The organism is Candidatus Borrarchaeum sp., assembly GCF_019058535.1.
GTDB classification, from domain to species: Archaea; Asgardarchaeota; Sifarchaeia; order Borrarchaeales; family Borrarchaeaceae; genus Borrarchaeum; species Borrarchaeum weybense.
In genome coordinates, this window is the sequence record NZ_JAHPYX010000006.1 from 1 (window position 1) to 8,146 (window position 8,146).

The window sequence follows — 8,146 nt, forward strand, 5'->3', positions numbered from 1 at the left end:
ATATATATGATCCCGAAGCAGGAGATCCAGATTCTGGTGTAGCACCTGGGACATCCTTTGAGGATCTTCCAGATGACTGGTTATGTCCTGTGTGCGGGGCCGATAAAGATGCCTTCGAACCAACTGATTAATATTGGGAAGAAGAACTGAAGAACAATAGACATTTTTCATTATTTTTTCTTACTTTTTCTTACTATAAAGCTTAAATTAGTTTCTTCGATTCTCAGAATTCAAAAGCGTTAATAATTCCATGACAAATACACGCTGTACCCACAATTATTTGTTTATTCATCAAATCTAGAAAACTAAATAATTCTTCAACCGAAGTTCCTGGAATGCCTCCTAAATCTGCCTGTAATTGCTTACTGACCAATATCTTTGCTGAAAATCCATTACAAGCATCTTTAAGTATTTCATGTAGGGGTTTTAATTTTTCAATTCCAGTAACTGGACATACCATCGATTCACAGCAGTTTGGAGCACATTCTAGACCATGAGGCATGAAACTAGCAACTATTATTCCTTCTTTTTGATCATAATTGTGAATTAAACTAGGATCAATTCTTGTCTTTATTAATTGAATCAAATTGGGTGATGGATTTACATCTATACCCTTTTGCTTTAAGTAAACATATGTTAATTTCGCCATTGCATGTATTGGGATCGCTGGAATGATATATTCAAACTCGAATCTTTGAAGTAGACTGAGTAATTCATTTAAGCTTTCATCAATGACAAATAAAATTGACTTACCTGCTTGAATTCGTTTAATTTGATCAAAATCATGGTTTATTACAAAAAAATCTACTTCTGAGCGAACTCTGCAATTTGGATTACTATCAACTATTAAAACTGAAAAATTATTCCTCTTGCAAAACGTGAGTGCGTTATATCCGACCTCTCCACCACCAATAATTAATATTTGACCTTCTGAAAGATTCATAACTTGATGTTAACATAATTGTCTTTAAATTTGTTCATACTTCTCAAATATGATGTAATAGAACCAATATTTTTCTTAGATTGTAGCTGAGGCATCTCTTTGAAGAAGCAGTCATTGGAAAAAATACTAAAGAAAACGATCGAAGAGTATAACAAATATCGAACTCCTGAAGTTATAGCTAGATTAATCTCAATTGATAATAGTAAATTTAGAATTGAGTTTACTGGGCATTGCCACACTTGTGGATTTTATGATTATTTTGATGATTTTCGTTTTTTATTAGAAGATTTTGGCCTTACGAGCAAAATTATCGGTATTAAGGAAACGGATGAAGGTGGCATAGCTAAATTTAGTTTAAAATGAAGTAGAAAAATCTGCTTATTCTTTATGAAGAAAGTCTCGATTTCTTTATGGTGTCAATGCCTTTTATTCTCAATGTTTTTAAAGAATACCAATTTTTTCTTCCATGATTTCTTGGCGTTCTTCTATAGAGTATCTTTGATATAGTTGAGTTCCATCTTTTGGTATATGTCCCATCCGCATACGAATTAGCGCATGTGGAACTCCACGTTTTTCTAACATTGTAGACATTGTACGTCGCACTTTGTGAGATGTTACTTTTATGCCTGTTATTGTCGATATTTCCTTATAATAAGTAAATATATTGTCTTTTTGTAATGGATAGCCTCTTTTAGAAAAGAAAAAATATTCATGTTCGATTCCATGCAGTTTACGTAATAATAATTGTTTTTCTACCACTCCTTTCATTTCTTTAGTAAGTGAAACTAGGTGAGGTCTTCTAGTTTTACTCCGATAAATCATCATAATCCCTCGGTTGAGGTCAATCCAAATATCCCCTTTGCTAGCCTGTTTTGTATTTTTAATAAAACCCTTTGTAACCTTTATCTTTGCAAATTCACTTGCCCTCAGCCCTAAGTTAAGATCAAGAATAAATAGATTATGCAACATTGGATAATCTTTTAACTTCTCTTTTATTATTATCACGTCTTTTTCTGTTAAAGCACAATCTTCAATTCTATCATCATCTATAGTTCTTATTAATCTCTTGAAAAAGATTCTTGCAAGTTCTATTGTTTTAATGTCAATAAGTGGTTCAGTCTCTTCAATGATCGCCTTGCGAAGAATGAAATCAAAGAAATTTCGAAAAGCGGTGAATTTTATTCTCAGAGTATACCTTGTATACATATCTTTAATCTTTAAAAAGTAGTCTTCAATATCATCAATTTTTAAATCTTGTATTTCTTTACCTCTTTCATTCAGAAATTCTTCAAACGGTTGTAGTGTTTTCAAGTAATTTATTATAGAATTCTCTAAAAGTTCCCCCTTTCTCTCATTTCTCCATTCTTTGAGGAGTTCTCCTGTATGATTCAATTTTGAATCAAATGTGAAAATTGGCAAATTTGCAAGTTTCTTTGCATTATTAACGCTGCCAAAAATTCGCCAATATGTGTTTGAGGAGGGCATTGTCTTATCTTTATCCAAATCATCGGATTCTGGACTTCTTCCATGTTTTTCTGCCCATTCTTTCAATTTATCAATAAGTTCTTCATTTGTATATTGTCTTCGAGAATTATTTACTTTTAGTCCCAACATTTTTTTTGCATTATTAAAACATCCGAATGCTCTTATGTACGTCACATAGCTAGGCATACTTGAATCTTTTTCTATTTCTCGTTGAGTTGGTGATTTCCCATGTTTATCAGCCCAATTTCTCAGTTTTTCAAGTAGTTCTTCTTTAGTATAAAGTCTTCTAGTCTTTCTATGTTTTCCCAAATTAAGTTCTCCTTAATTTAAAATTCCATATATATTAAAAAAAATATCTATATAAACTTGCGGGTTTTACGACTACTTTGATGACTTTAGGTTCTTGCTAGAAGAACTTAAAGTAAAAGCTGAGATCACAGAAATTGAAGAAATTGATGAAGGTGCCGTTGTTACATTTACGCTCGAATCATAAAGGTTATTGAAGATCTAATTATATTCAAAAGCTATACAGAGTTTTTTAGACTAGAAATATATCCCATGTTAATAGCACGTGTTTAGAAAAATGCCGCATTTGTTATAGTCTATAAAATGAAGGATGACTTTACCAGAATCTTTAAATATCAAGATTGATACGGCATACTTATCCTGAGATCCAAGAAAGAGCAATTACATCTTAGCTTAATAGTCCAACAATAGTATCTATGAAAGCAATGTGTTTACGCGAATTTTTTGGAGAACGAATAAAGCGTGAATTAAAGCCTAAATTCGCGCATTCTGGTGGAAATTAAAATGATAGAGGACATTATTTACAGTGGTAAGAACGTAGGCTATTATACCTTCAGAAATGGTGGTAAATTACTTATAGATGACATCCAAATCGAACCAGCATTTCAAGGACAGGGTATCTGCACCCAATTTCTACTAGATTTGTTAGAACTCCACGACAAAATCACTCTTAAAAACATAAAGAATCACAAGGCGTTTGAGAGAATAATTGAAAAAATTACCTCAACAAATGGTTATAGCGCTAGTGTTAATCCCCTTAGCAAAGACATTATTGTTTATCACGCCAATTCGTAGTTTTGTCCGATCTATAATCAAAAAGATCGTTTTTTTTGTTTTTTGGAAGAATAAGAAATACAGAACGCCTGATATACGACGTGAGCAATATGATAAACTGAAATGAGGCCTCTAGAAAATGTTGTGGAAACATTTTCCAGAAACTAAAAATAAGTTGACGCAGTAATTCTCATAATTTAACTGGCTTTCTGTAGGTTTTTTACAATGTATACAAAGCATACGCCTGAGGAGTATTTTGAAACAGGAGACAACTATTTGGCACAAGGTCAGTACAAAAAAGCAATAAAAGAGTATCAAAAGGCAGTAAAGATCGATTCAAACTACCATGCTGCATGGAATGGCTTAGGTGTTGCTTACCATAATTTACGTGAATACAAAAAGGCGATAGCCTCATATGAATTAACAGTGGAGCTCAATCCAGAATATACATTAGCTTGGAATAACTTGGGAGATGCTTACATTCAGATAGAAGATTATGAAAAAGCTCTTGAATGCTGTCAAAAAGCATTACAAATCAATCCAGATCTAGTAGATGCATGGAATCGAATGGGCATTTCCTATCACAGATTAGGCAAATATGAGCAAGCAGTTGCTGTCTATAAAAAAGCCGTAAAAATCGATTCTAAGAATGCATTAGCATGGAGCAATATGGGTGCAGCGAATATAGAATTGGGCAGGTACGAGCAAGCAATTGATTCTTATAAGAAAGCAGTGGAAATTAATCGTGAGTATGCAAGTGCATGGTACAATATGGGGGTAGCTTACGGAGAGTTAGGAGATCTTTTCTTAGAAATTGAATGTTACGAAAATGCCTTGAAAATCAATCCCAACTATGAGATTGTAAAAAAGAAGTTGGAAGAAGCTATTGAAAAGCAATCAGAATATCAAGATGAAATAATGAAGGAAGAGCAAGAAAGTGAAAAAAAGACGGACAAAGAGGAAGACACAGTAGAAAAGAAAGTCGTTTTACCAGAAGAGGGAGTAACTCAAAGGAAAAATTCAGTAGAGATTTCGGTAGAGGACTATTTAGAGAGAGGAAATGCATATTTTGAGAAAAAAATGTACCAAAATGCAATTGAAGAGTACAAGAAAGCAGTAGATGCATCCCCAGGAGAATATAGAATCTGGCATAATATAGGAGAGGCTTACTACGCACTCGGCGATTACAACAATGCTATCAACTACTATGAGAAGGCAATTGAGCATAATAATGAATATGTTGGTGCATGGCATAGCATGGGACTTGCATATGGGAGTTTAGGAGATTATTTTCAAGAAATAAGATGTTATAATCAAGCATTAAAGATCAATCCAGGTTATGACCCATCAAAAAGAAAGCTAAACGAAACAATTCGGAGGTATTCACAATATCAAAAATTTTTAAGCTCAGAGAACAGTTTTATGAACATGATATCTATAGAAGATCATCTGGAGATGGGGAATTCATATTTCAAGCAAGAAAATTACCAAAAAGCTATTGAAGAATATGAAAAAGCACTGAAAATCTCCCCTGAACTATATAAGATATGGCATAACATGGGAAACGCTTATTTTAAAATGACAAAACTCAAGAAAACACTTGAATCTTATCAGAAAGCTGTGGAACTAAATCCTAGATACGTCTTAGCGTGGTACAACATGGGGGTAGTATATAGCGGTCTTGGTAAGCATGAGAAAGCAGTTAAACATTATCAAAAGGTTGTAGAAATTACCCCTAAGAATGCAGAAGCATGGTTTAAATTGGGCTTTGAATATTTCTCAATAAAAGATTACAAAAAAACCCTTGAATGTTATAGTAGGGCGTTGAGAATCAATCCAGATCATAAACTTGCCAAAAAGCATATAAAATTTGTAGTAAAAAAGTATAAGACCGATTGATCTCGTTAAGTTCACTGATTTTTGAATTAGAAGTCATCAAAGGACAGATTATTCACAAAATCTATTAATTCTTTCGGTTTGTACGAAATAATTCCCCAAGAAGCTGGGTTTGGCGTCATTCCAGACTTACTGCAATGACTCTTATATAGCCAATAATTTTTTAGTATTGTAAGAATGACTTTAATCCATTCCTCTTCCGTTTCTTCTCTTTTGGTAAACCAAGGAATAAGTGTGATGCTATTTTCAAAGATTTGATATTCTTGTTTAAAGTATTTGTGAAAATATTTGTAAAGCCAACTTGGATGTGGATTGAAACTCCACCAGACCTTTTTATTGAAATTATCCCAAAACCATGTTTTTTCGTCGTCGTTCAAAGCTGCCTTTATTTTACCTTTTACTATTTTTTCCACATCAACTTCTCTGGTCACAATTGTCAATTTGGGGCAATATTCGGAATCCAACATCAATGAATTTTCATTATTGCATAGCCACATCACAAAATGACGTGTTGTGTCTCGAAATACTGCTTGAAGAGCATCTCGCCCCGTGTAGATCATTAGAGGCGTGCCAGTAGGGATTATATTGTTTTTATATTTATTATTGAGATAATCCATTAGTTTATTCACACCTTCTCCGTTAAGGTGTTCTTTAAGATCTAAAAATAAGCCAGGTTTCTTAGGGCTTGAACTTATTTCATCCGCAACGGCATTGAATTCGTCTAAAAACTGATCGATGGAGATCCCGTCCTCCCTATCTTCACCACCGAAAATCCCTTCGTGAAAATACCACCATTTTTTTTCTCCATTGATTTGTTTTAATATTAAATCAATCTCTAAGTAATCACATTCTTGATAAGCCTTCCTAGTAGCCTCTAACGAATAGCATTCTTCCTTATAGCCAATATAACCACAATTATGCGCTATAACCAATGGATGTAGTTTCATTAATCATCTACTCCTTATGAATGCTTAGGTCGTGCTTTCTTTTCTACGACGACTATTTTCTCATCGTTAAGATCCGGAAATTCCTCGAAAAGCACACCATAGGCTCTATGAGTAAGACTTGCCATGCTCTTGAAAGGAATAGGGCTTAAAAACAATCCTCCCTGACGCATATCTTCTAGATATTGAGGAGTTCGGTCGAGGTCATACATCCAAATTCCAATTTTCGAGAGATCTGATTCGCCTAATTGTTGTTTTTGAGCAAAAGAGATAGGATAGAACTCAAAAAGTTCATTTTCTAGCGTTTTAAATGCTACAGAGTCTTTTGGCAGATTGTTTCGTTCAAAAAATGCAGTTGCATGATGTTTCAAACGTTCTTGATAAGTATCTGAGGGTGAGATATCTGAAAACATAAGTTCTGCTGCTACTGTATCAATTGCTAATGGGTTGTTATATGTTGCCAGTACTATGTTTTCACGGCGTTCATGCCCATGCCATAAAGGTCCATCTCCTTCAAGTGCCCAATATCCACCTTCAATGATATCTAGTTGACCTATTTTTCTTCTTTCGAAAAAAGAAGTCAGTGCTCTGTCTAAATTGCAAATAAGTGTTGTTAAATATTCAAAACTCATTGCAAGTTCGTAGCGAGTTTGATTCCGCCATAATGGATCTATGCGTAAATGGGCTGCATGTCTTCTTGAAGGTGGTTCCAAAAGTCCGAATCTGTTTTTAATCGCACCTGAGAAAAGCATCTGAGTATGAGTCTTTAATTTAGCTACGCTAATGAACAGGTCAATGTCTTCAATTGTTCTATTTAACGTAAAACTGAGATTATTGTCAATAAGTTGATCCAATTTATTTTCGAACTTTGTATTCTTTAGACATTGAATAACCGAATTTCGAGCAGTAACTGCAAAATCCCCTTCTAATGGAATAGTTAATTGAGCCTCTGGTTTATCAATTTCATTAACAGCTCCATACATGCCGACTTCAACGTCTTCCTCAGTTGTTCTCAGATCGATTAAATCTACCGCATCGCCATAATCCATAAATAATTCTGTATATCCACACTCCTCAAAAGTATCGTGTGTTGATGGGGTCCACACGACAGATTCACCAATATAGCAATTTGGTACATCGTTTTCAAATAGAAAATCGACTACAGCTTGACAGGCGAAAACACTTGTATTCACTCCGTTGGAAAATGGTCGATCTAGTTTTTCATCGTCTTCAAAAAAAGATGGGGGTTGAGTTAAATTTGGCTTGATAAATACGCATTCACAATTTTCAACTTTGGTCTTAAATGCGTCGTCAATTTTATAGAGTTCTTCTAATGTTTTGTAAGTTAGAACATAACAAGATATATCTGCATTACTGATTGGACCCTTTCCACTGGCCAACACAACTCTATTCGATTGTTCAGGCCTTAAATTATTTTCAAACCACTCAAATTTAGAATCTTTTAACATAATTACCCACCTTTAGCTCTCTTAATTTGAAATTAAAAATTTTGCATTATAATAGATTTTCAAATTACAATTAGCAATCTTGTTTAATTATATGCTTTAGTTGTAGTATTGAAAGTTCTAAACTTTCCTAAGACTAATTTGATCTTAATATCTTAAATATCTTGAGCTGAATAACAATCCTTACTTATTTGGAAAAAAAGGATTCAGATATTGAAAGTCAACTACCCCACCCGAAAGGGTAGAGCTTGGGAAACCAAGTCTCTTAGTTGATTAGAGGGCTTCCCTTAGTGGGGAGCAGCAGTTGTTTAGGTCATGACACCCTGGGGTGA

Annotated in this window: 8 protein-coding genes; 4 read left to right on the top strand and 4 right to left on the bottom strand. The window is 34.0% G+C overall.

Annotated features, from left to right (window positions below; translation table 11 throughout):
• The first annotated feature begins 2 nt into the window (after window positions 1-2).
• Complete coding sequence (locus QVB70_RS18395) at window positions 3-131, top strand: rubredoxin (RefSeq protein ID WP_342766525.1); 129 nt, start codon at window positions 3-5, stop codon at window positions 129-131.
• Between the two features lie 92 nt (window positions 132-223).
• Here QVB70_RS18395 and QVB70_RS00300 read toward each other — a convergent pair whose 3' ends face one another.
• Window positions 224-943 (bottom strand): hypothetical protein, encoded by a 720-nt coding sequence (locus tag QVB70_RS00300; RefSeq protein ID WP_287582226.1) that lies wholly within the window; start codon window positions 941-943, stop codon window positions 224-226.
• 99 nt (window positions 944-1,042) lie between these two features.
• Between QVB70_RS00300 and QVB70_RS00305 the strand changes: the two genes are divergently transcribed.
• Window positions 1,043-1,306: a hypothetical protein gene (locus QVB70_RS00305; RefSeq protein WP_287582228.1), complete on the top strand. Its 264-nt coding sequence runs from the start codon at window positions 1,043-1,045 to the stop codon at window positions 1,304-1,306.
• A gap of 78 nt (window positions 1,307-1,384) precedes the next feature.
• Here the strand turns inward: QVB70_RS00305 and QVB70_RS00310 are convergent, their stop codons facing one another.
• Window positions 1,385-2,737, bottom strand: coding sequence for a homing endonuclease associated repeat-containing protein (locus QVB70_RS00310; RefSeq protein ID WP_287582230.1), 1,353 nt, complete (start codon window positions 2,735-2,737; stop codon window positions 1,385-1,387).
• 501 nt (window positions 2,738-3,238) lie between these two features.
• Between QVB70_RS00310 and QVB70_RS00315 the strand changes: the two genes are divergently transcribed.
• Window positions 3,239-3,529, top strand: a complete 291-nt coding sequence (locus tag QVB70_RS00315; RefSeq protein WP_287582231.1) for a hypothetical protein — start codon at window positions 3,239-3,241, stop codon at window positions 3,527-3,529.
• A gap of 204 nt (window positions 3,530-3,733) precedes the next feature.
• Window positions 3,734-5,407 (top strand): tetratricopeptide repeat protein, encoded by a 1,674-nt coding sequence (locus tag QVB70_RS00320; RefSeq protein WP_287582233.1) that lies wholly within the window; start codon window positions 3,734-3,736, stop codon window positions 5,405-5,407.
• Window positions 5,408-5,433: 26 nt separating this feature from the next.
• Here the strand turns inward: QVB70_RS00320 and QVB70_RS00325 are convergent, their stop codons facing one another.
• Window positions 5,434-6,351 (bottom strand): hypothetical protein, encoded by a 918-nt coding sequence (locus tag QVB70_RS00325; RefSeq protein WP_287582235.1) that lies wholly within the window; start codon window positions 6,349-6,351, stop codon window positions 5,434-5,436.
• Window positions 6,352-6,365: 14 nt separating this feature from the next.
• A complete protein-coding gene (locus tag QVB70_RS00330) occupies window positions 6,366-7,817 on the bottom strand; it encodes a DUF362 domain-containing protein (protein WP_287582237.1) in 1,452 nt (483 codons plus the stop codon).
• Window positions 7,818-8,146: the final 329 nt, after the last annotated feature.